The sequence below is a fragment of the Bacteroides xylanisolvens XB1A genome (assembly GCF_000210075.1).
Classification (GTDB): domain Bacteria; phylum Bacteroidota; class Bacteroidia; order Bacteroidales; family Bacteroidaceae; genus Bacteroides; species Bacteroides xylanisolvens.
Genome location: NC_021017.1, coordinates 3,184,655 through 3,207,934 on the forward strand (window position 1 = coordinate 3,184,655; position 23,280 = coordinate 3,207,934).

General features: G+C 42.0%; 15 protein-coding genes. 1 reads left to right on the forward strand and 14 read right to left on the reverse strand.

Annotated features, from left to right (window positions below):
* Window positions 1-10: 10 nt before the first annotated feature.
* From BXY_RS12525 to BXY_RS12555, 7 genes are all read right to left on the reverse strand, one after another.
* Entirely contained in the window at window positions 11-1,165 is a 1,155-nt protein-coding gene (locus BXY_RS12525) for an MFS transporter (RefSeq protein ID WP_008649023.1), read from the reverse strand.
* Window positions 1,166-1,301: 136 nt separating this feature from the next.
* On the reverse strand, window positions 1,302-2,903 hold the full coding sequence (locus BXY_RS12530; RefSeq protein WP_008641751.1) for a glycoside hydrolase: 1,602 nt from the start codon (window positions 2,901-2,903) through the stop codon (window positions 1,302-1,304).
* Window positions 2,904-2,925: 22 nt separating this feature from the next.
* The gene (locus BXY_RS12535) at window positions 2,926-3,504 is read right to left on the reverse strand and encodes an SIS domain-containing protein (protein ID WP_004310374.1); all 579 of its coding nucleotides are present in this window, start codon (window positions 3,502-3,504) and stop codon (window positions 2,926-2,928) included.
* Window positions 3,505-3,509: 5 nt separating this feature from the next.
* Window positions 3,510-4,478, reverse strand: a complete 969-nt coding sequence (locus tag BXY_RS12540; RefSeq protein ID WP_015532091.1) for an ROK family protein — start codon at window positions 4,476-4,478, stop codon at window positions 3,510-3,512.
* Between the two features lie 5 nt (window positions 4,479-4,483).
* On the reverse strand, window positions 4,484-6,886 hold the full coding sequence (locus BXY_RS12545) for a glycoside hydrolase family 2 protein (RefSeq protein WP_015532092.1): 2,403 nt from the start codon (window positions 6,884-6,886) through the stop codon (window positions 4,484-4,486).
* A 122-nt stretch (window positions 6,887-7,008) separates the two neighbouring features.
* Window positions 7,009-9,645: a family 78 glycoside hydrolase catalytic domain gene (locus tag BXY_RS12550; RefSeq protein WP_004310380.1), complete on the reverse strand. Its 2,637-nt coding sequence runs from the start codon at window positions 9,643-9,645 to the stop codon at window positions 7,009-7,011.
* A gap of 125 nt (window positions 9,646-9,770) precedes the next feature.
* Window positions 9,771-10,781, reverse strand: coding sequence for a LacI family DNA-binding transcriptional regulator (locus BXY_RS12555; RefSeq protein ID WP_004310382.1), 1,011 nt, complete (start codon window positions 10,779-10,781; stop codon window positions 9,771-9,773).
* Between the two features lie 187 nt (window positions 10,782-10,968).
* On the opposite strand from BXY_RS12555, the gene BXY_RS12560 reads away from it, so the two are divergent.
* Entirely contained in the window at window positions 10,969-11,610 is a 642-nt protein-coding gene (locus tag BXY_RS12560; RefSeq protein ID WP_015532093.1) for a carbohydrate-binding family 9-like protein, read from the forward strand.
* Between the two features lie 85 nt (window positions 11,611-11,695).
* Here the strand turns inward: BXY_RS12560 and lpxA are convergent, their stop codons facing one another.
* The 7 genes from lpxA to BXY_RS12595 all read right to left on the reverse strand — a co-directional run bounded on the left by lpxA (window position 11,696) and on the right by BXY_RS12595 (window position 23,240).
* On the reverse strand, window positions 11,696-12,466 hold the full coding sequence (lpxA, locus tag BXY_RS12565) for an acyl-ACP--UDP-N-acetylglucosamine O-acyltransferase (RefSeq protein WP_008641754.1): 771 nt from the start codon (window positions 12,464-12,466) through the stop codon (window positions 11,696-11,698).
* An 18-nt stretch (window positions 12,467-12,484) separates the two neighbouring features.
* Window positions 12,485-13,876: a TolC family protein gene (locus BXY_RS12570; protein ID WP_004307480.1), complete on the reverse strand. Its 1,392-nt coding sequence runs from the start codon at window positions 13,874-13,876 to the stop codon at window positions 12,485-12,487.
* Window positions 13,877-13,887: 11 nt separating this feature from the next.
* Window positions 13,888-17,319 (reverse strand): efflux RND transporter permease subunit, encoded by a 3,432-nt coding sequence (locus BXY_RS12575; protein ID WP_004307479.1) that lies wholly within the window; start codon window positions 17,317-17,319, stop codon window positions 13,888-13,890.
* A 15-nt stretch (window positions 17,320-17,334) separates the two neighbouring features.
* Window positions 17,335-18,510, reverse strand: a complete 1,176-nt coding sequence (locus BXY_RS12580; protein ID WP_208946815.1) for an efflux RND transporter periplasmic adaptor subunit — start codon at window positions 18,508-18,510, stop codon at window positions 17,335-17,337.
* A 184-nt stretch (window positions 18,511-18,694) separates the two neighbouring features.
* Entirely contained in the window at window positions 18,695-21,802 is a 3,108-nt protein-coding gene (locus BXY_RS12585) for a glycoside hydrolase family 2 TIM barrel-domain containing protein (RefSeq protein WP_008641755.1), read from the reverse strand.
* A gap of 283 nt (window positions 21,803-22,085) precedes the next feature.
* Window positions 22,086-22,562, reverse strand: a complete 477-nt coding sequence (locus BXY_RS12590) for an HU family DNA-binding protein (protein ID WP_004298336.1) — start codon at window positions 22,560-22,562, stop codon at window positions 22,086-22,088.
* Window positions 22,563-22,895: 333 nt separating this feature from the next.
* Window positions 22,896-23,240 carry a hypothetical protein gene (locus tag BXY_RS12595; RefSeq protein WP_004307475.1) on the reverse strand — a complete coding sequence of 115 codons (345 nt, stop codon included), beginning with the start codon at window positions 23,238-23,240 and terminating at the stop codon, window positions 22,896-22,898.
* Between the last annotated feature and the right edge of the window lie 40 nt (window positions 23,241-23,280).

The following is a 23,280-nucleotide window of genomic DNA, read 5'->3' on the forward strand; positions in this document are numbered from 1 at the left end:
GAATATAGGTTTATGTGGTTTTTATTTTTCTCATTATTCCGATCAGATAGCACCATACAATGGCAAGTACTATGATTGCAGATAACTGACTGTGGAATGAATCGGTAATTACTCCTAAAATAGGCGGGAGGACGGCACCGCCAGATACACCGACGATAAGAAGTGCAGATACTTCGTTCGCTTTCTCGGGAACACGTTTCAAAGACAGAGAGAAGATGATGGAAAACAGATTGGCATATCCTATCCCGAAAACTGCTACACATCCGAGGATAAACCAGAGATTAGTGCTAATGGTCATCAGTATCAATCCTGCGAGAGCTATCCAGACGCTATAAATATAGAATTTACTTTCTGAATATTTCATCAGTAGGATACCACCCAAAAAGGCTCCTACAGTGCGGGCGAAGAAATACACACTATTTCCCATTCCTGCATCTGTCAGTGGTAGATCACAACGTTCCATCAGGAATTTAGGGAAAGTCATATTGATACCTACGTCTACACCTACCAGCACGAGAATACCGATAAAGAAAGCAAGAATGTATTTGTCTTTGAATAATTCAAGAGTGACTTTGAAAGAAATGTTCTTCCGTTCCTGTTGTTTTTCTTGTATAGGGGTAAGCCATAGCCATATCAAAGCGAGCAGTGACAGTCCGGCATAAACGGGGAATATCATTTTCCATCCGAAAAAACTACCAGTCACCCAAGCTGCCAGGATAGGACCCAGGAATGAACTGACTGCTTTGACAAATTGTCCTAGGGTTAATGTACCTGTCAACTTATCGTTTGCAACGACATCCGTTACTAATGGGTTGAGTGAAACTTGCAATAGAGTGTTACCGATACCTATCAAGGCAAATGCGATTAATATGGCGGTAAAGTCATATGCAACGAGTGGAAGGCACATAGCTAATACATGGAATGCGAAGCTAAGTAATACGGTTTTCTTGCGTCCGATGCGATTCATTAACATTCCGGTGGGAATAGAAAGCACCAGGAACCACAAGAAACAGGATAGAGAGATGAGATTAACCATCGTATCGGTGAGATGGCTGAAATCATTCTTCACATAGCTCGTGGTTATTCCGACAATGTCAACAAATCCCATAACGAAGAATCCGAACATGACGGAGAGCATTTTTACTATGGATATTTCTTTTTTCATTCGTGTACTTTTGATGATAAATTACTTGGTTGGTGGGCATATATATCCAGCACGGCGGATATATATGGCTAACATGGTGAATATATATGCCCAATACGGTGTATATATATCCCCACTAAATGGGGTGTATATACTTCTATTTTTGTACTAATACCCTGATTGATGAACGAGATAATTTAAGTTTTAGGTTATTCTCTTGCGTGTTGACCGTTTCTGTTGATTCTATAAGATTATCACCTTCCGGTAGGCGTCCTTCCATATATTTGTAGACATTGTATTCTCCATTGGCACCTTCTTTATCATTTTCCAACTGTATCATCTTGTCTTTGTCTGTAGCGTTGGAAAGTACATACGTCCATTTTCCCTCTGTGTTGAGAAAAGCACTTCCGGCTATCAACTCGTCGCCGAGATCCAATGGATATACTTCGTCGCCCTGGCGGACAAAACGTGTCAACAGACTATATGCATAGTATTGAGGACGTACCTCGTAGTCTTCCTTGATTTTGGAATATACATCTGGGTCTTCGGTATAAGCGGATTTTAGATATTTCCATAAACCGAGTTGCTGCATTTCCGAATAGGAGGCATTGCGGTTATAATATTGATCGATCAGACTCCAGTAGCTTACTCCGCAAGCACCGGCATTCAGATAGTTCAGAGCAACGCGGATTATCTGTACCCCTCGCGTATACGTGTCTATACCATATTGACGGGCACTTCCGTATCCAGGAAAACCGAATTCTCCAACAAAATGTCTTTTACCTCCTGCAGAAGCTATATTTTGACGTTCCCAATTTACGAGAGTCGAATTAGGGGTGTTGTAGTCAAACTTGTATACATGAGAGTTATACAGGTCGGCTTCATCGTTTGTGAAAGCGGAAACACAGGCAGCGATATATCCGGGTGTACCGTCTGTATTGTCAGAAAGGTTGAAGTGTACCTTACTGCGTATTCCATCTGCTTTAAACTTGGCATCCAGTGCTTTCACCATGGGGGCGTAGGTGTCCTGCCAACCCATGGTTTCAAAATCACCTTGCCACATGATGCGGCCGTAACCTGCTATATGACTGTCAGGTTCATTGAATGGAGTAATTTGATTGATACAGGTATAATGCTTTTCTTCAATCAGGTATTTCACCATTGTGGAGAAGTTTTCAGCAAATTCTTCATAGTTATCTATACCGGCAATCCAACCCGGATTAACGTTATAACTTCGTGCATCACACAAGAAATGCTTTTGACCATTGTTAATGCCTGATAGTAAGTCGATATTGGTAATGGCTCCCCATACGACTAATGTCACTCCGATATTATTCTCCTGGGCCAGATCCAATACTTTGTATACAGATTGCATTTCTTCCGAATCAAAAGTGAATTTGCTCATATCCGCGACATTAGGATCGTTGTTGTCATTGGAGGGTTCCCACCATTGTGGCTGCATCATGATTCGGAATTGTTGTACTTTCATTTTCTTTACCCGTTGTACAACTATATTTTCCCAATCTTCAGCCTTTGAACCATCATTGCGGGTGATGTTTTGTGAGAAGAAGTGTGGATCCATCTCGACACCGATAGCATGAACCGGAGTTCCTGTTGAATTCCCTACTGCAACAGGATAATAGTTGCAAGCCGGGCAATCGTCATATTTGTTATAATCATCCGAGCAGGCGGACATTCCCCAAAGTGTGCAAACAATACTCAATAGAGTTTTACTGATATGTGTCATTTTCATTGCCATATTGATTAAATTTAGTAGGTTATTATTCAAAGCCTAATTCTGCCTCAATTGCCTGAATCAGAATGTGGATAACTTTGATGTGAATTTCTTGTATTCTGTCGGAATGTGCTGCTCGTGGCGCGCAGACTGCAATGTCTGCCAGTCGTGACAGTTCATTCTCTCCTTTTGAAGTCAGCGCTATCACTTTCATTCCATTGTTGTGTGCTTGTACGGCAGCTTTCAGTATGTTCTCGGAATGTCCGCTTGTGCTGATGGCCAATAATACATCTCCCTTACATCCCATAGCTTCTACATAGCGGGAGAAGATCTCGTTGAACGAAAAATCATTTCCCACACAGGTCATGTAAGCCGGGTCATTGATTGCAATTGCCGGTAGCGGGATGCGGTTGTTGCGGTAACGTCCGGTTAGTTCTTCTGCAAAGTGGGTGGCGTCACATAAAGAACCTCCATTACCACAGCTGATAATCTTATTTCCGGCTTTTAATGCTTCGGCGCAGGTAGAGGCTGCCTGTGAAATAATCCCGACTGTTGTTGTTTCCTCAAGAAAGCTCTCCAACGTTTGCCGAGCCTCTTCCAGTGTTGTTTCAATAAGCTCTTTCATAATAGTTAATCGGTTAAGTTAGCGGCTACAGAAAGAGCTGCATAATCTCCTATCTGCTCTCCCAAGGCGGCTGGTTTCACTTTACATACTCTGTTTGCACAGGATAATGCTTCCTGATCGATTATCTTTTGCATGATGGGTTCCATCATATTTTTATTCCGGGTATAGATGCCACCTATCACAATGACTTCCGGATTCAAGATATCGATCACCATGGATAATCCTTTTCCCAGATAAATAGCAGACGTCTCATATATGCTTTGGGCTAATTTATCACCTTTGGCAGCTTCTTCAGCCACTTTTCGGGCAGTAAGCTGATCTAGTTCCTGTAAGGTACACCATTCAACTTTCTGTCCGGTCTGCAATTTCTCCATCACATACATTTTGGAGAGTTGAGCAATACCTCCACCGCTGGCAAATCCCTCAAAAGAGCCCTTTTTACCGTAACCTATCGGACCGAAATCCGACAGGCGGATATGTCCCAGTTCTCCGGCATTGTCATTGGTGCCCGTATACAGTTTGCCATTTAATATTAATCCTGCTCCCAGTCCCGTACCGAATGTGAGAAAGACCATATTCTTAGTTCCTTTTCCTGCTCCGAACTTCCATTCGGCTAAAGCACAGGCATTGGCATCATTGTGTAGATTGGTTTTAATGCCCGTCTTTTTTTCCACCATTGCCACAATGGGGATGTTGTCCCATCCCGGTAGGTTAGGGGGAGACATCACGATGCCTGTTTCACTGTTGAGAGGACCTCCGCAACAGATTCCAATCGCTTTTGTGTTAGTAGGGGTTAGCTGGTGGAGGTTCATCATCTTTTCGGTTTCACAGAGAATTCTGTCTATTGTTTCGTCGACTGTGGTCGTATCAAATTTCTTTTTGTCGATGATATGTAGCTCGTCGTTTTCTTTGATACCGTAGATGATGGTGCATTTGGTGCCTCCTACGTCAATTCCTAACAAGTTCTCTTTCATAACTATTATTTTTTAGCGTATAATCCGGTTTTTTGTAACAGCCGCTTGTATTCTTTCAAGTTGAAAGGTGCCTTGCCGTATAGGTAATGATTCATGAATTTCTGATTACCGATCTGGTATTGGATCAGATAGATTCCTTGACCGCTTTCTTCCGGTAGTGAGGCTATTCTGACCTTTTGATTGGCTGGAATACGGAAAGTGCTCTCATAGATTTTACGTCCCGAGGATGCATCTGTTACCGTTACATTACCACTTTGTACGTTGCGTGTGTCATTCGTTCCTATCAGTGGGTAATTTCCGCCTTCTGCATCATTGATTAGTACACAAACATCCTGTTGAACATTCTTGATGAAATAATATGCCATCTTCTTTGAATTGTAGTAGTCAACAATCGCATCAGAGATCACTGGCCATCCATCCCGCAGGTTCCACCAGACAATACCAGTCTTGTCGTCAAACTTCTTTCCACGCCACATTTCTATGAAATATTTCATAGCTTCTGCCTGTACGGATTGAGAAGCGAATATAAAATCATCCAGTTTGGAGGGAACTTCACCAAAAAGTAAACGTACCTGATTAATCATAAGATTATTGCGATCGAATGTCTTTCCCCATTCTGGGAATCTACGAACAGATTTGGTAACCCATTCATCATTCCATTCATGATTTTTTGTCCAGGGATATACGGCATCTTTTGTCATCATTTTCTGGAGACTTTCTAAATTAGGGCAGCCGTGATAGCCGATTTCACTGACAAAGCAGCAGGTAGCATCCGTATAGAATTTGTCTTTGTAATATCCTCTGGGACCCCATAAATGGTTTTCTGGTAAATATTGGTCAGCACTTCCTCTTTCATATACCGCTTGGCTGTAGTAAGGAGAGCTGGGAAGATAAGGGCGAGTAGGGTCAAACTCATAAATAACTGCCGGGAGGACCTTGCGGCTAACTACATCCTGATTTGGATTAATATTAAATGGTTGCAAAGACCAGCGCAGTGCACAATCGTCTTCATTATTTCCTGACCATAAAACGAGTGATGGATGATTGCGTAACTTGCATACAACGGAAATGGCCTCTTCTTCCAATGCTTGTGTAAATGAGCTGCGTTGAGGATAGAAAGTACATCCCATCGTAAAATCCTGCCATACCATAATGCCCTTTTCATCGCATAAATTAAAGAAATGATGATCTTCATACACGTTGCCACCCCAACAACGTATCATATTGCAGTTTAATTCTACAGCCATGCGGATAGATTCGTCTACGAAAGAATGATCCCGGCTATGGAGTGCATCCATGGGTACCCAATTGGTTCCGTGAATAAAAATAGGTTCTCCATTGACTATGAAACAGAATTTACCCGGATGATCCGGTGGGAGGTTGATGTCTGTAATGTCTAGTTGAATCGTGCGGAGGCCTACCCGTTTATTATCTGTTGATAAAATAGTGCCGTCAGAATCTACTAACTCTACTTTTGCATCATATAAAGCCGGTTCTCCATATCCTCTTGGCCACCATAAATCAGCATTCTTGATTTCCATTATATATCGGAATGCTGGGGAAACGACAACAGAGCTTCCTTTATATATTTCTTTCCCATGGCGACTTAATGTATATACGGCTTTCACTTTGTCGAACTTTTCGAAAGGTAGTTTTACTTGTACATCAGTATACAAACGTACATTTCTGGTAGCAGTGTCTACATTGGCGACCATATAGTGAACATCTGTGAGACGTGCCGGATTCAATACGCGTAATTCTACATCTCTCCACAAACCTGCACTGACTAATCGTGGCAGAATGTCCCATCCATAGGTGTGCGGAGCTTTTCTGATGAATACGGATTCTTCAGACGGGAAGTTTCCAATACTGAATGTCCCTAACAGATGTTTTTGTCCTTCAATAACAGATGAACGGAGTATCACTTGGAGTTGATTGCTTTCTCCTGCTTTTATTTCTTTAGTTACATTAAAAGCATGTTCAATCATCATATTTTCTGCTTTGCCAATGTGCTTTCCATTCAGCCATATATCGGCCAGACAGTCTATTCCGGCAAAGAAGAGTTGATATTGTTGTCCTGGTTTTAGTTGTGGCGCTACGAATGATTTGGAATAACACCATTGATAGCCTTCCCATTTGCGTAATTCATTTACATTACTGCCAATCATCGGATCTTTAATTAAGTTGGCAGCCATTAGGTCTAGTTCTACATTACCGGGGACTTGGGCTGATAGATGTTTCACTTCAGCTAGTTGCATGTCCTTGGGCGAAGTTATAGGTTCTTCAGGTTGCATCCAATAAGAGAGTTCCCATGTTCCATTTAAGGAGATGGAACTACCGGAATCGGCAAAAACACCACTTGTACAAGTGAGAAATATCAAAAATAGCAGTGTACTGATTTTATTCATTGTTAATAGATTTGATTGATGGTGTGACAAAGTAACTAGTGTTATATTTTTATAGTATTACATAACGGTCTCATTTTTGCTTCTTTATATACCTCTATTAAACCTCCTTTCTTTTGTTTCAATTAAAATGTGAGTTGATGTTTTCCTGACCTTAAATCTATCTTTTTACCATTATATTCTACTGTTGCATTCGTATTGACTGGGATCGTGACTTTGAGAATCACTTGTTCTCCTTTACGTTCCCATTCAGAACGAATGATTCCGTTTACAGATTTATATTCTGCTTTTACCCAGTCAAGACCTTTTACGAAATGAGGTTGGATAAGAATATGTTTGAATCCGGGTTTCTGTTCATCATAATTAATGCCTGCCAATATATTGTACATCCATGCATTAATGTCTCCAAGAAACATGTGATTTACGGAGGCATCTCTAAATTCAGGTGAAAGTATCCATGTTTCTGCTAGTGTAGTGAAACCTTGTTTTATCCAATTGCCCCAAGATGGAGCTTCTTCTTGTGCGGCCATCTGATATGCCAAGTCAGCATATCCATATTTGGAAAGCATCCGCAGGACTGTTTTACTGCCTAAAACTCCAAAATCGAGCAGGTTTTTATTGGCTTTTATCATCGTAGAAAGATTATCTGCAACCTGCTGTTCGTATTCTTTAGGAACGATTCCAAGGTATAAGGCAACTCCTTGTGCTGCTTGCGAACCATTGGCATAAATAGCTTTGGATGTGTCGAAGTATTTGTGATTGATAAGCAATTTCAATTCTTCTGCTTTCTTAGCATAACTACTACCATCTTTTCCAATGAGTTCTGCAAATTTAGCCATATACAGATTGTCTAAATAATAATAGCAGGTAGTGGTGAATTCTGTAGGGGTTTGTGTTTTATGGAATACCCAGTCACCAATTCCGTAAGTTACGGTTCCTTCCGCGTCCTCGCGTCCTGCGAGGTAGGCAAGGTATTTGGTGCATACAGGCCATAGTTTTTCGATGCTTCTTGTATCTCCATAGTAGTGGTAAATTGCCATTGGCACGATAAACATGGCAGCATCCCATACAGGACCTATCCAGTCATCATAGCCCCATCCGGAACTAGGAATGATTCCCGATATACGTCCTTCTTCATTTTGATTATCAATCATATCATCCAGCCATTTTTCATAGAAAGTAATACCATCGAAGTTTAATAATCCTAAATCCATTGTTATGTGTGCATCGGCAGTCCATCCATTTTTCTCTCGTTGGGGACAGTCAGTCGGGATACTCATCAGATTTGATAAATATGATTGATTAGCAGCTTTCCATATTTTATTTAATAGTTCATTTGAACAACTGAATTTACCAACAGGAGGAACAGCCGTATGTATGAATTGAGCGGTTAAGCTCTCTTTAGTAAGTTTTACAGGACGATCTGAACGAACTTCTACATATTGAAATCCATGATATGTAAAATCTGGAGTGAATGTACCTTGTTTTCCGTCCAATATATAAGTGTCTGTTTGAAAAGCGAGGCCAGGTAATGGTTTGTAGTAAATATCTAAGTTGCGCATTTCCAAGCGTCCGTTATCTTTTAGCAATTCGCCGTGTTGCATACTGACTTTAGTGCCTTTCTTGCCATTGATAGAAAGAGTACAGACCCCTGACATATTAACTCCAAAATCGTATACATAGACTGTATCACCAAAAGAACGCATATTGATTGGAGTGATAAATTGTTCCGTTTCAATAGCAGGCATGTTTTGTGATACTAGTAGGGGAGAAGGGGCAGCCACCTGAATTGCATTTGTCCATTTAGAGTCATCAAAACCCGGTTTGTCCCATCCAGCAATTGCAAGACATGCATCATAGGTATCACCACTATAAATATTGTTTTGTATATAAGGACCGGTACTCGTTTTCCAAGTAGAATCTGAATGGATGGTTTGCTTTTCTCCATTTTTATATAATATCTCCATTTCGCAGATCATTCTTGGGCGGTTACGCCAGCGGGCTTGCTCATAGCTCCATGTTGCTACAGGGGCCGATTCGTTGTAGAATCCGTTCCCAAGTATTGCAGATAGTACGTTCTCTCCTTTGAGCAGTTGTGAAGTGACGTCGTATGTGTTATACAGATTTCTTTTATCATAATGAGTAAAACCCGGATTGAGATGTGATGATGTTATTGATTTACCATTTAATGTCATTTTATAATATGCAGCGGCACTTACATATAATCTTGCTTGTTGTATATCATCTTGAGCGATAAACGACTTGCGCAACATGGGCGCTGGCGTATAATCTTTATCATGATTATCAGTAATCCATACTCCTGTCCAGTCACTTTGGTTGAGTTGAGCTGTTTCAAAACTGGATATAGGAGAGATAATCTTATGTTCCTTTGTTTTATCCCATGCTATTACTTGCCAGTAATAACGAGTTCTGGATTTCAATTTTTCTGATCCTTGATAGGTCGCATGAGGAGTGTCAGAGTAAATAGTGTCAGATTGCCAGCTATTATCGGATGAGTTTCTCAAATCTTGTTCCCGGGTGGCGATATATAGCTGATAGCTGTCTTGAGAAAACTCTGTTGCATCTTCATTATTGGTTGTGTAATTCCAAGTAAAACGCGGTGCTGGTGAATCAATGCCAATTGGAGAAATTTGATATTCACATCGCATATTTTCAATATCAATGTTGTTACTGCTGCATGCCCATACTAGAAGTCCTAATAGAGCCAGCATGTATTTTTCATTTTTAATTTGGAACTTCATAATTCTGTATCTTTATGTTAATAATTAGAGGGCTATTTTCTTTATTGTTACATTTGTTAATTTGATATCATTATTTATTTTCACTAAACCGGTTAAGTGATTGAAGAAAAAATGTAAAATCATGACTAGGGTAATGAACATGGCAGGACAAGTGTTTCTACTTCTTTTTTTTCGGTCGAATTTTCCAAGCGATATTTGATATCGCCAAGTAGAATCCTTACGGCATTCTTACCGATCTCTTCTATTGGCATTCTTGCGATGTTCATATTAGGTGCTAAGACACGGAATGCTGATACTCCATGAATACAAGCCAATTCATATCCTTTATTTATATTGATTCCTTTTTCATAAAAGTAACGGAATGCTTCCAGAGCCAAAATATGGGTTGTGAAGAAGAACCCATCTACATCAGGTACTTTGCTGAATATTTGATCAAGAGTCTTGAAAACATTCTTCTCATAATCAACAAAGGTCACCTCTCCATATAGATCAGGATCAACGGGTAGGTTGGCTTCAATTAAAGCTCTTGCATACCCTTCTCGTCTCATATTCATTGTGCGGAGATGAGGATTCGTGGTAATAATAGCTATTTTAGATGAACCGTTATCGATCATTTTCTTTACTAACTCGTAGCTACTGCCTTCATTGTCAATAATGATGTAGTTTGTCTGCATCTCAGGAAAGTAGCGGTCAAATAAGACTAATGGATAGCCTTCTTTGACTAGATTCTGTATTTCAATTTTAGAAACTTTTGTGGGGGCTACTATAATTCCATCCACCTGTTTCGCTTTGAATAACCGGATCATTCTGTTTTCTCTTTCTATTTCAGATTCAGAGCTACAAATCATTAATGAATAGCCTTGTGTTTCCGCTTCCTTTTCTATAGAACGGGCAACTTTGGAGTAAAAAGAGTCTGTAATATCCGGTATGATTAATCCGATTGTACCTGATATACCCGTATTTAGGCTTCTGGCTAATAAATTAGGCTGGTAATTCAACTGTTTGGCGCATTGAAAGACTTTTTCTTGTGTAGCAAGACTAATACCTTTTTCATCCCCCTTACCAGAAAGTACCCAAGAGATTGTTGTCTTGGATAATTTTAAGGTTTCTGCTATGTCTTTAAGGGATGTTTTCATAAACAGTATCTATTTAATCGGTTAAGTGATGGCAAATATATGAAAAAATATCTCATTATATAATAGTTGAGTAATATTTAACTAAATATTATTTTTTGATATAATAATTTGCAATTTAAAAATAACATAGAAATAAGGTGTAAACCAAAGAAAGTAACTATATTTGTATCATTCAAACGAAAGATATATGAAAGTAAAGAAAATTAGTGCGGCTAATGTGGAGGCTTGTTCGCTTCCTAAACTATTCGATGAAGAAAAAATAGATTTTCAGCCGATTCAGTGTGTCAATTGGGCTGAATATCCTTACAAACCTAAAGTGAATTTTCGAATTGCTCACACACAGAACTTGATTTTACTACATTTTAAAGTGAAAGAGGAGAGTGTACGTGCCAAGTATGGAGAAGATAACGGTTCTGTATGGACTGACTCCTGCGTGGAATTCTTTTCTATACCTGCAGGCGACGGGATCTATTATAATATAGAATGCAATTGCATCGGAACTATTCTGGTGGGTGCCGGACCTGTGCGTAACAACCGCGAACATGCACCGAAAGAGGTGACTGCTCTTGTACAACGCTGGTCTAGTTTGGGTAATCAGCCTTTTGCTGAACGCATCGGTGAAACGGACTGGGAAGTGGCTCTTATCATTCCGTATTCTGTGTTCTTTAAGCACCAGATTGATTCGCTCGATGGAAAGGAGATAAAAGCTAATTTCTATAAGTGTGGCGATGAATTGCAAACCCCTCATTTCCTTTCATGGAATCCGATACAGATTGAACAGCCGGATTTCCACCGCCCCGATTTCTTCGGAACATTGGAGTTTGAATAATGAATTGAATCTCTGAATTTGAAGATAAAAAAAGAAGGTTGATACTTGAAAAAGTATCAACCTTCTTTATATGAAGTCACTTTGTTTATTTCACAATGCCTCTTTCCGAGTTCTTCACGAAATTTACAATATTCTCAATCTCCTCACTCATAGGAACCTGATCGATAATCTTCTGTACAGCATCCTGAACGCTAAAATTACCCTGATAAATCAAACGGTATGCGTTGGCGATGTGACGGAGGACTCTTTCCGATGTATTGCGATGTTGCGAGAGAACCACAGCGTTTACACCGTGATATGCCACCGGATTTCCTGACATGATAACGTATGGAGGTACATCCTTAGATATACGGCATCCACTTTGTACCAGTGTCCAGCTACCTATATGACAGTATTGGTGTAGGGTAACATTGCCACTTAGAATAGCGCAGTCATCCAGCATACACTCTCCTGCAATGGTAGTACCTATACCTACTACACAATTATTGCTGATTTGTACATCATGGCAAAGATGCACCTTATCCATCAGGTAGTTTCCATTTCCGATTTTGGTAGCATTGCCGGCAAATGTAGCGCGGCTGATTACCACATTCTCACGAATATCGTTGTTATCTCCGATAATCAGGTTACTTTCTTCTCCTGTGTAGTGGAAATCTTGCGGTTCCGCTCCGAGGACGGCATTCTGATGTACCTTATTTCCTTTTCCCATTTTAGTACCTTGCAAGATACTAGCGTAGGACATGATGACGCAGTCATCTCCGATCTCTACATTCTTTTCAATGTAGGCAAAAGGCAGAACAGTTACATTCTTGCCCAGCTTTGCTTCGGGATCTACGTAAGCTAACGGACTAATCATAATAGTATATGTTTAAAGTTATTCTTCTCTTCCACCACCCAGTGCCTGGTAAAGGCTTACTACTGCCTGCATTCGATCAAAGCAATCAGAAACCTGAGAGATTTGTGCGCTCAGGTAAGACTGTTGTGCAGACAATACTTCCAGGTAGGTTGAGGTCCCTAAGTTAAACAATTCTTTTGTATCTTCCGAAGCTTTTTTAGCAGATTCTACCTGCATTTGGCGAGATTCTACCTTTTCACTGGTCTTTTGGTATAAACTTAGCGCATTGCTAACCTCACTACCAGCATTCAATAAGGCTTGTTGGAAAGATAATTTCGCTTGTTCTTCCTGCGCTTTAGCAGCTTTCAGGCGAGCGATGTTCTGTCCGCGGTAGAACAATGGCTGTGTCAGTGAACCGACAACAGAGGCCAACAATTTGCCGGGATTAACGATTCCAGCTCCTGAATTATTTGTCCATCCTGCTGAACCGCTAAGTGTGATTTGCGGATAGAAAGCGGCACGAGCCGAGTTGGTATTATAATAGCAACTAGCCAATGACATTTCGGCTGCTTTTACGTCCGGACGATTGGATAATAGCTGAATAGGCACACCGGCGGAAAGTTCGGTTGGAAGTACTTGTGCTTCCAATTCACCACGCTTGATGGCATGGGGAGCCTCTCCCAAAAGAGTAGACAGTGCATTTTCCGTTTCGCGGATACTCTGCTCGATATCAGGAATACTGGCAAGTACCTGTGCGTAAGCGGCTTTACTTTGTTCTACACCAGCTGAATTGATGCTATACATGGCCGCATCTTTCATGGCTTCCATCGTTTCTGCATTCTTTTTCAGAATTTCTGCTGTAGCCTTGGTTATTTCCAACTGGCGGTCCAACATCATTAATGTATAATACATATTGGCGACGTTAGAGATAACCTGTGTCTGTACTGCCTGGCGGTAAGCCTTAGTTTGCTTCAGAGTAACCTGGGCACTCCGTTTAGCATTCAGTAGCTGACCAAACAAATCAATTTGCCAACTAGCTGTGACAGGTAATGAATAAGTTTTTGTAGCTGCGTTCTTGTCGAAGCTGCTAATCGTTCCTTGCGGAGACAATCCCAGTGACGGAGCATAAGCCAAACGTGCCGACATCAGGGATGCTTCTGCCGCTTTCACATTCTGTGCAGCAGACAAGAGGTCCGTATTTTGTTTCAGTCCTGCTTCGATGAGTGACTGGAGTTGCGGGTCGGTGAAGACTTCTCTCCACGGCAGATTTCCGAAGTTAGCTGTATCCGAAGCCAGTGTATCATTATCCGCTACCGGATCGCGATACAGGCCGGAAGTAGTGATATCTTCGGGTCTGTCATACGACTTATAGATGTGGCAGCTGCTCAAGAGAGCAGTTGCGCACAACATATATAGAATCTGTTTCTTCATATCGAATTTCATTATTTAGCGTATTGTTCAATCTCTGTTACGGCATCTGCATTGTCAATATCTTCCCATTCCATCGGTTTAACTTTCTCTTGCAGATACTGGAAGATAACAAACAAGGCAGGAACGATGAAAATTTGGCAAATCATACCGATTAACATACCACCGATAGAGGCAGTACCTAGTGTACGGTTACCGTGGGCACCTACACCGAAGGCAAACATCAACGGAAGCAAACCGACTACCATCGCCAATGATGTCATCAGAATCGGGCGGAGACGAGCACCGGCACCCAATACAGCTGCCCAAGTGATACTCATACCCATCTTGCGACGATCTAGGGCGAACTCTACGATCAAGATGGCATTCTTCGCCAACAGACCCATCAACATGATTAACGCGATCTGCATATAGATATTGTTTGACATCGTACCCAGAATCATCTTCAATGCCGAAATATTACCGATAGCACTTACACCATTCACAAACAGGAAACTGCCTAACAGACCGAACGGAATGGATAATAATACGGCCAATGGAAGAATGTAACTTTCGTACTGTGCACTCAACAATAAGTAAACGAATACAAAACAGAGTACAAAAATCAGTCCGGTAGCACTTCCGCTACTTTGAGCCTCTTCACGCGCCATACCTCCTAGTTCATACGTATAACCGGTAGGCAGGTTTTCTTGAGCAACTTCGGCAAGAGCCGTCAATGCCTGACCGGATGTATAACCACTTGCCGGAGCTACCATTACTTTCATAGAGGTATAAAGGTTGAAACGACTAATAATATCCGGACCATATACTTTCTCCACAGAAATGAACTGGGCAATCGGGGCCATCTCGCCTGCACTATTACGCACCTTGATATTTTTTAAAGATTCCAGGTTTTTGCGTGATAACGGATCTGACTGAATCATAACACGATACATCTTACCGAAACGATTGAAGTTGGATGCGTACAAACCTCCGTAATATCCTTGCATAGTAGTGAGGATATCGCTCGGGCTGATGCCAGCTTTTTTACAAGCTGCCGCATCAATGTCAATCATGTATTGCGGGAAATTCGGGTTGAAGGAAGTCTTTGCTGAATTAATTTCCGGACGTGCTTCCAATGCTGCCGTATAATCATTAACCACATCGAAGAATTTGTTCAGATCACCACCGGTCTTATCCTGCATATTCACTTCAATATCCGTAGATGCCGAGTAACCCGGGATCATAGGAGGAGCGAAGAACAATACTTGTGCTTCTTTGATAATCTTCTGTGCACGCATATATAAGGAGCCGACCACAACGTCAGAATTCTGTATCATGGAACGTTCGTCCCAGTCTTTCAGTTTGATAATGAAAGAACCATAGGAAGGTCCCTGACCACCGATAAAGCTGAATCCGGAAATCATTGTACGTGACAATACCGCAGGATCGGAAGCGATCAGACTGTCTACACGTGCCAAAATCTCTTCGGAACGGTCTTGAGAAGTACCCGGAGGTAATGTTACTGCTCCCATCAGTGTTCCGGTATCTTCATTAGGTACCATACCTGTCGGGGTGGTGTTCATGAAGAATACAAGTATCGCAATGGAAGCGACAACTAATCCCATAGACAACCATTTCTTCTGGATAAAGAACAGTACTCGTTTCTTATAACGTTTCAGGATTGATTCGTATGTATCGTTGAATCTGTTTTTAAACTTCTTCGTACTCATTCCGATCAGTGCCAGAATACTAAGCACTACGAAAATAGCAGTAACTATCGGATTGATACTGAACAAACCAAAGATCATGCCGAGAATGGCAATAAGCGTGAAAGTAAGTGTAATTCCCGGATGCAACATCTTTCCGATAGCCTCGGTATATCTGTTGATCATGGTTGTATGGGCTGCCGTATAGGCTACTTTCATGCGTTCTTTCAATGTGGAGTCTTCCGTTGTTCCGTCTTCTTTTTTGTGAGGTTTCAGAAGAACGGCACACAAAGCCGGACTCAAAGTCAACGCGTTCAATGCGGACAGACCGATAGCGATAGCCATAGTCATACCGAACTGACGATAGAATGTTCCTGCTGTACCTCCCATGAAACTTACCGGAACGAATACAGCCATCATGACCAACGTAATAGATACGATAGCACCACCCAATTCATTCATGGCATCGATAGAAGCCAGACGGGCAGATGTATAACCTTGGTCAAGCTTGGCATGCACACCCTCGACGACCACAATCGCATCGTCGACCACAATCGCAATAGCAAGCACGAGCGCACATAACGTCAACAAGTTCAAACTGAATCCTACCAGGGACAGGATGAAGAAAGTACCGATCAGAGCTACCGGAATGGCGATAGTCGGAATCAATGTCGAACGTAAATCCTGCAAGAAGATATACACTACGATAAACACCAGGATAAATGCTTCGATCAACGTCTTCAATACTTCATGGATAGAAGCGAAGAGGAAGTCGTTGGCATTCATGGAGATGTTCAGTTTCAATCCGGTAGGTAACGTTTTTGATGCTTCATCCAACAATGCTTCAATATCACTGATGGTCTGTGTCGCATTGGTTCCTGCCATCTGGTATACGATACAAGTCACAGATTTGTGACCGTCTACCCGGTTGGTAAAGTTATATCCCAAACGGTCCAGCTGAATTTCTGCTATATCTTTCAGACGGAGTACTTCACCGTCAGGAAGAGATTTGATAACGATATTTTCAAACTCTTCAGGCTGTTGCAAACGTCCTTTATAGCGGATAGTATATTGGAAAGTTTGGTTACTTCGTTCACCGAACTGTCCTGGAGCTGCTTCGACATTTTGTTCTGCCAGAGCAGTGGAAACATCACTAGGTACGAGCTTGTATTGTGCCATGACGTCCGGTCGTAACCAGATACGCATAGAATAATCCTGACCCAAAACGTTAGCATCACCTACACCTTGAACACGTTGTACTTGTGGGATTAGGTTGATTTTAGCATAGTTTTCAATAAATGATTCGCTATATGTATCTGTCTCGTCATATAGAGAGAATACTACCAGCATGGAAGTCTGGCGTTTTTGGGTGGTTACACCGACTTTAGTTACTTCGGCAGGCAACAGACCTTGTGCCATAGAGACACGGTTTTGTACATTGACAGCGGCCATGTCCGGGTCTGTTCCTTGTTTAAAATATATGGATATCTCACCGGAACCTGTGTTTGACGCAGTTGAGGTCATATACATCATGTTTTCTACACCGTTGATCTGTTCCTCCAATGGAGCAATCACGGAATTCAATACGGTCGATGCACTGGCTCCCGTATAGGTGGCTCTTACCGAAACAGTAGGAGGCGCGATGTCCGGATACTGCGTGATAGGCAGTGTCGCCAATCCGATAGCCCCCAGGATGACTATCAGGATAGAAATAACGGTTGATAGTACCGGACGGTTAATAAATCTATCTAATTTCATATGATTATCTGATTATTAGTTGAAGGCTGTGGCTAAATTACCGTCGCGTTGGTCTTTCAAATGTTGTTGATAGTTTGCTTCTTTCTGCGCTGGTGTGATAGGTTGAACCTTCTGGCCATCTTTCAGGTTTTGTACTCCTTCGATTACAATTTTATCTCCTGAATTCAAACCGGAAGTAACCAAGTACTCTTTCCCGTTATCCAGATTAAAGATTTTGATTTCTGTATATTTCACTGTGTTGTCCGGTTGCAGAACATAAACGAACTTCTTATCCTGGATTTCTACTGTTGCAGACTGCGGTATAGTGATTACATTCTCCATGGTATAAGGAATCAGAGCGTTTGCCGTGCCTCCACTACGCAATACATGTTCCTTATTCGGGAAGATAGCACGAATGCTTACCGAACCGGTAGATTGGTCGATAACGCCTGTGATAGCGTCTACTTTTCCATCTACATCGTATGTGGAACCGTCGATTAGTTGCAGTTTGATAGTCGGTATCTTGCTGATTTCTTCTTTGATTGTGCTACCGGACTTGGTCATTGCCAGCAATTCCTTTTCTGTCATTGAGAAGTATACGTATACTTCGTCAATTTCGGATACGGTAGTCATCGGTGTAGCGATAGAAGGGCTTACTAGTGCCCCTATACGATAAGGAATATCGTTGATAACACCATCTGACGGGCTTTTAACTTGTGTGAATGACAAGTTCTGTTGAGCAGTGGTCAGTTGTGCTTTTGCCTGTGCCAACTGTGCTTTGGTTTGTGCCAGAGAGTTTTCTGCCATTGCCAGGTCATAGTCACTGATAATTTGCTTCTTGTTCAACTCTTTCTTATTGTCATACGTCATTTGTGGAGTGCTCACTGCTGCTTCGGCTGTAGCAACTGCTGCTTTGGCAGTGCGTACGGCTGCTTCATATTGAGTCGGGTCAACAATGAACAACACTTGTCCCTTACGTACAGTTGCTCCTTCGTCTACACACAGTTTCGTGATGAAGCCCGATACTTGGGGGCGGATTTCTACATCTTGTTTACCTTTGATTGTAGCCGGATAAGCGGTTGTTAAATTGGCAGTTGTTTTTTGTAACTCTTGTACTGCATATTCAGGAGCCTTTCCTGTGTCATTGCCCTTATTGCCACAACTAGACAAGAGGGCTACGCAAAATGCAAATAAAACAATTCTACTTTTCATACTTAATAAATATCTGTTTTTTAATTTAATGCGTTTGTTGCCAGTGTGCTGTTCGTCCATATAGATTAAGGGGGTTAAGGAAGAAAAAGCCGGAAACTAATTCGGTTAAATTAGTTTCCGGCTGCAAAAGTACTTTAAATTCGGTATTCTTGTTCTCTGATACCGTGTTTTTTAACTATGTTTTTTACTTTATTTTATGATATACAGGAGTCATAATAAAACTTAACTCATAATCTTGGTAAGGAAGACGGTATTTTTCCAGTGGGATGGCTCCCCAACTGTTCACACAAGCAAGTCCCGCTTGTGCCTTATCGATACAGAAATTGGTGAAGTCTGCCTTTTCTACTTCCGGTGAGTGACGTTGATCTTTACCGTCACCGTCATCCAATGACTCGATGGTATAATTCAGGGCAGAAGCAGAGAAAGGAGCATCCGATATGAATTGCAATCCGTTACCACTAATGTTCAGAAGTCTCCACCAGCGGATATCCGTTTTGGTTCCGGTTTCCTGCGGGCGGATGTAAGGATAGAATTGTTCTTCCACCGTCTGGCGGTATTTGCCTAACATGGCTCCGTGGTTACGGTCAGCATAGTTCTCTCCCGGACCACGACCGTAGTACTCTACCTCGTTGAAGTTGACAGGCATCCGCATTTGCATACCGAAGCGGAACATGTCAGAAACTTTCTTGCTCTTGTCTGCCGCCATCTTTTGGGTAACTTTCACTGCTCCCTTGTTGTTAATGGTGTAAGTCAGCGATAATGTTCCGCCAATCGACTTCATGTCATATTCTGCACGAACCACTGCCTGATCGTTTTCAATAGCATGTTTCAGAGAAGTCAGTTTCAGTTCAGGATTCTTCCAGGCAGCGTATTTATGTTGCAGTCCGGCTCCGAAATCATTGTCGGTCGGTGCACGCCAGAAGTTAGGAGTCAGTGCGCTGCCGTCTTCCATCATTTGCATGCCGTTGACGTCGTAGCGACAAAGGTAACCATTGTGCTTATTGAAGTCCATAGAGAAGTTTTCACCTTTCACAATCAGGTAATTGCGGTCGTTGTCCAAAATACTGGGCACGATAACCGGAATGTTGGAAGCCTGTTGATTTTCCAGTTTCAGTTCCGGTGCTTTGTAGTCGCGGATGCTTAACTGGTCGTAAGCGATAGTCGTTCCTGCCGGCAGCAACGTTTCGGCGGCTTTCAGTTTATAGCTCACATTCAGCAACAATTCCTTGCAAGGACAGATATTCTTCACGTCCAACGGAATTTGCACTTTCACAGTTTGCTGGGGTGCAACTTTCAGGTCGGATACAATGCCTGTTTGCACTACTTCCCCGTTTGCCAGTAATTGCCATTCCATATAATATGCAGAGAGGTCGCGGAAGAAATATTCGTTGAAGATATTGATCTCACCTTTGGCAAGATCTGCAGGAGTAGTCCATATATCCTGATAGAAATAAGCCACTTCGTATGCATGCGGATTAGGCACGCGGTCGGGGCTGATTAAACCGTTGTCGTTGAAATTGTTGTCCGAAGCGTCGTATTTGTTGAAATCGCCGCCATAACCATAGATATTTACTCCGTCTTTGTTTTTCCAGTGGCAGGATTGATCTACAAAGTCCCAGATAAATCCGCCCTGATATTTCGGATATTTGCGGATGATGTCCCAGTATTCTTTGAATCCTCCCTGTGAATTACCCATTGCGTGCGCGTATTCGCATTGGATTAACGGCTTTTGGATGTCGCCTTCGCTATATTTGATACAAGCGTCGTAGTCATAATACATCGGGCAGAAAATATCGGTGAATTCGCTGGTTCCTGCTTGTTCATACTGTACGGCACGTGTCTTGTCTTCGTTCTTAATCCAAGTGTAGCATTTCTCAAAGTTCGGTCCCATGCCGGCTTCGTTGCCCAGTGACCAGAAGATGATGGACGGATGGTTGTATCCACGTTGTACATTGCGTTGGTTACGCTCCATGTGAGCTTTAGCGTAACTCGGGTTCTTTGCCAGTGTCTGATCGCCGTAACCCATTCCGTGAGATTCTACGTTGGCTTCGGCCACTACATACAGACCATATTGGTCACAAAGGTCATACCAACGGTTGTCGTCCGGATAATGACAAGTACGTACAGCGTTGATATTCAATTCTTTCATCACTTTGATATCCTGCAACATACGTTCGAGAGAAACGACATAACCGCCGTCCGGGTCCATTTCGTGACGGTCGGCTCCTTTGAAGAGCACCGGTTGTCCGTTGACGAGTATCTGTCCGCCTTTCAGCTCAATCTTGCGGAATCCTACTTTAACGGGGATTACTTCTACTACGTTGTTGCCGTTTTTCAGTGTAGCGGTCAGCGTGTAGAGATTAGGCGTTTCGGCAGTCCATTTGGCCGGGTTGGAGATGGATAGGGTAGTGTTTAATTTGCCAGAGCCTTTCAGGTCGGCAGTTGCTACACTGTTACCTTGAGTATCTGTCAAGTCCAAGGCAACTGTGCCGCTTCCTTTCAGATCAACGGCTATGTTCAGCGTACCGTCTTTATATTGGCTATCCAAATCTGGAGTGAGGCGAATATCCTGGATGTATTTCTTGTCACGTGCGTAAAGATAGCAGTCACGTCCTACGCCAGAGTAGCGGAAGAAGTCCTGATCTTCCAGATAACTGCCGTCGCACCAGCGGAATACCTGGAAAGCAATCACGTTTTTACCCGGTTTCAGGTAGTTGGTCAGGTTGAACTCGGCTTCCAGTTTGCTGTCCTCGCTATATCCTACGTAACGTCCGTTCACCCAAAGGTACATGTTGGAAGTTACCGAGCCGAAATGTGCAAAAATCTCTTTGCCTTTCCAGTCAGCAGGAAGGATGATTTCTTTGCGGTAAGAGCCTACGTGGTTGTTTTCTGTCGGCACTAGCGGAGGGTTGTTTTTGAATTGGCTTCTCCAGGCATATCCTACGTTGACATAGATAGGGTCACCGTAGCCGTTCAACTCCCAAACACCGGGAACTTGAAGATCATCCCAACCTTTGTCGTTGAAATTAGTCTGGTAAAAGTCGGTCGGGCGTGCGTCTGCGTGTCTCACCCAGTTGAATTTCCAAAGACCGTTCAGGGTCATGAAATTTGCGGAATTTTCTTTAATGCCGGCTTTAGCTTCATCAGCCGATGCGAAAGCAAAGTAATTAGTGTGCATAGCGGAGCGGTTTGCGGAATTCACTTCCGGATCTTTCCACTCGTTGAAGCTTTGCGCTTGAATTGCTGTCAGTCCCAATGCAGCCAAGCAGCAAGAGAGTAGTTGTTTCTTCATGGGTTTTTTGTATTAGGTTTGAATTTCGGGAGTCAAAGATAGGGAATATTTTATTCAGTGAAGGTCAAAAAATCATTCAATTAAGGCTAGTTTTTAATAAATTAGCTAGAAAATAGAGTATTTTACTTACTCTAATCAGTAAAAACGTGAGATACAGTTTTCCACCGCGGTGGAAAAGGTATCTCACGTTAATAAAAATTGGCTGTTATATTAGTCAGTTCTTATACGCTGTTTATACGTAGACTTGCGTATAACTAATACATATATAGATATGATTCATACGTTATGCTGCAGGATCCGGAGCCTCACCGCTACCGCCTTCGTCCGGATTTTCCGGTTTATTTCCCCCTCCATTTCCGGAAGAGGTGCCGCCGTTTCCTTCCGTCTTGTAAATACTTACATTATCCAGCATATCCTTAAATTTATATCCCGGCGTAAATACAATTTTCACTCGACGAACGGTATCGGCATCTACATCTTTTTCCTCTTTCTGGCTTTTGCAACTCATGCCCGGACGGAAACATCCGAAGTCACCTAATTGCACAGACAATCCTTTGTTGAGGTTCGTGTTCAACGCATCAATCAGTGCGTCAATCACGTGCTTCACTGCGCCTTCGGGAATCATACCGAACATGGATACTTCCTTGCATAAATCTCTGAAATTTACCGTATTGGTAATTACATTCTGTGCTACATACTTTTCAGTCTTTGTTTTGTCAAAGCCGAAAACTCTTTTCTTGACAACATACTTTAATGCCATAGTCTTTCTTCTTTTAATAGTTAGTTAATCTGTTTTATTGTTGTTTTGTGATCACGACGCAAAGATATGGTTTCCGAAATTCATGACCAAGCTGAAAAAGAATTGTGCGTTAATAAATTAGTTAATAAGTAGAATACTGCTGTATTGGGGAATTTTATGTAAAAAAGATTTGGCAGAAAGATAGAAGAAGAGGATGCCGATCAAGATATTGGGGTATCAAGTGTGGGGAAGGCATCCTCTTCGAAGATAGAACGAAAGGACTACTTGCACAAGCAATCTTTTTCGCTTTGTTTTCTATCTTCTATATATATTGGTAAGGGTTATGATTCTGAATTATTCCGTGTCTTCTTTGGTTCGCAGGCTGACTAACTCTGTCCACTTGCTTATACTTAAGTCGAACCCTCCTTTCTCCAGATGTTGGAGGGCGGTTCTAAAATGTCGTATTACTTTTTCTGTATCATTGGTTGTTTTATACTCAAGCTCTCCAAGTGCATATTCAAGACGTGCCATTTGGATGTAATCTAACAAGGTATAGTTTTCGTCAACGGATAAAGTTGAAAGATAGTTTAACAAGTCAAATGCTTTTTCTCGTTCTTCATCTGATAAGTTGGAGATGGGGCGGCGCGCGATAGGGTGCTGCATTACTAAAATAATGTTTTCTTTCAGGTCGTCGTACATATCTTTGTTATGTTTGTCGCATCATTTCCCTGTGGTGCGC

Bases quoted from the DNA above. Each gene is read 5' to 3' on its own strand.
- BXY_RS12525 (WP_008649023.1), bottom strand. From the start codon at position 1,165: ATGAAAAAAGAAATATCCATAGTAAAAATGCTCTCCGTCATGTTCGGA.
- BXY_RS12530 (WP_008641751.1), bottom strand. From the start codon at position 2,903: ATGGCAATGAAAATGACACATATCAGTAAAACTCTATTGAGTATTGTT.
- BXY_RS12535 (WP_004310374.1), bottom strand. From the start codon at position 3,504: ATGAAAGAGCTTATTGAAACAACACTGGAAGAGGCTCGGCAAACGTTG.
- BXY_RS12540 (WP_015532091.1), bottom strand. From the start codon at position 4,478: ATGAAAGAGAACTTGTTAGGAATTGACGTAGGAGGCACCAAATGCACC.
- BXY_RS12545 (WP_015532092.1), bottom strand. From the start codon at position 6,886: ATGAATAAAATCAGTACACTGCTATTTTTGATATTTCTCACTTGTACA.
- BXY_RS12550 (WP_004310380.1), bottom strand. From the start codon at position 9,645: ATGAAGTTCCAAATTAAAAATGAAAAATACATGCTGGCTCTATTAGGA.
- BXY_RS12555 (WP_004310382.1), bottom strand. From the start codon at position 10,781: ATGAAAACATCCCTTAAAGACATAGCAGAAACCTTAAAATTATCCAAG.
- BXY_RS12560 (WP_015532093.1), top strand. From the start codon at position 10,969: ATGAAAGTAAAGAAAATTAGTGCGGCTAATGTGGAGGCTTGTTCGCTT.
- lpxA (WP_008641754.1), bottom strand. From the start codon at position 12,466: ATGATTAGTCCGTTAGCTTACGTAGATCCCGAAGCAAAGCTGGGCAAG.
- BXY_RS12570 (WP_004307480.1), bottom strand. From the start codon at position 13,876: ATGAAGAAACAGATTCTATATATGTTGTGCGCAACTGCTCTCTTGAGC.
- BXY_RS12575 (WP_004307479.1), bottom strand. From the start codon at position 17,319: ATGAAATTAGATAGATTTATTAACCGTCCGGTACTATCAACCGTTATT.
- BXY_RS12580 (WP_208946815.1), bottom strand. From the start codon at position 18,510: ATGAAAAGTAGAATTGTTTTATTTGCATTTTGCGTAGCCCTCTTGTCT.
- BXY_RS12585 (WP_008641755.1), bottom strand. From the start codon at position 21,802: ATGAAGAAACAACTACTCTCTTGCTGCTTGGCTGCATTGGGACTGACA.
- BXY_RS12590 (WP_004298336.1), bottom strand. From the start codon at position 22,562: ATGGCATTAAAGTATGTTGTCAAGAAAAGAGTTTTCGGCTTTGACAAA.
- BXY_RS12595 (WP_004307475.1), bottom strand. From the start codon at position 23,240: ATGTACGACGACCTGAAAGAAAACATTATTTTAGTAATGCAGCACCCT.